The sequence below is a fragment of the Sphingobium sp. genome, from assembly GCF_033795625.1.
Taxonomy (GTDB): Bacteria; Pseudomonadota; Alphaproteobacteria; order Sphingomonadales; family Sphingomonadaceae; genus Sphingobium.
The window spans coordinates 1-855 of the sequence record NZ_JARYGI010000103.1; the positions used below are offsets into that span (position 1 = coordinate 1).

Annotated in this window: 1 protein-coding gene; it reads left to right on the forward strand. The window is 60.7% G+C overall.

All coding sequences use genetic code 11. The features are described from left to right. Nucleotides 1-803 (forward strand): tripartite tricarboxylate transporter substrate-binding protein (locus QHC67_RS18805; protein WP_319296686.1); only part of this gene is annotated, 803 nt, incomplete at its 5' end. Nucleotides 804-855 lie beyond the last annotated feature (52 nt).

Below are 855 nucleotides of genomic sequence, written 5' to 3' on the forward strand. Positions count from 1 at the left end.
ATATTCTGACCCGACGAGCAGCCCTGAGCACTTTGGGCTCCCTTGGAATCGGGGGCCTTCCGGGCATGAGCTTGGCGCAATCCGGCCCTGGCGTGGCCACGATCGTGATTGGACTCGCCGCAGGCGGAGCGACCGATATGGCTGCCCGCCGGTTGTCTGAGGGAATGCGCGGTGCCTATGCTTCCAGTGTGCTCGTCGACAACCGCACGGGGGCGGGTGGTCGAATTGCGATCCAGCATGTTAAGGCCGCGGCACCAAACGGCGCGACACTTCTGCTGACGCCTGCATCCATGATGACGCTATACCCTCACACGTACAAAGATCTGGGATATGACCCGGTCAAGGACTTTGTGCCGGTCGGTATGGTTTCGACAAGCGAGGTTGGGTTTGCGATCGGGCCCGCTGTCCCGGAATCGGTTGGTAGCCTCAACGACTACTTGGCCTGGATCAAGAGTAACCCTGATTCTGCCACGTTTGGCCATGGTGCCACCGGCTCTGGACCGCATTTCTTGGGCGAGCTGCTCGGGCGGCTTTTGGGCGTGAAAATGGTGCAGACAGGCTTCCGCGGTTCCCAGCCTGCGATTGTGGACCTGTTGGGGGGGCACATCCCGGCGGTGGCCGCGCCCTTGGGTGAGTTCCTCCCTCACATGAAGACCGGCAAGATCCGGGTGCTGGGCGTGACTGGCGCCAACCGCTCTCGTTTCCTGACCAACGTCCCGACCTTCAAGGAGCTCCACATCGCCTTGAGTGAGATGACCGAGTGGTTCGGGGTATTCATGCCGGCTCTGTTGCAAAAATCGTGAAGCTTGAGCATGCTTGGCGGAGATTGGACGGACGGAACGATGACGGATTTCA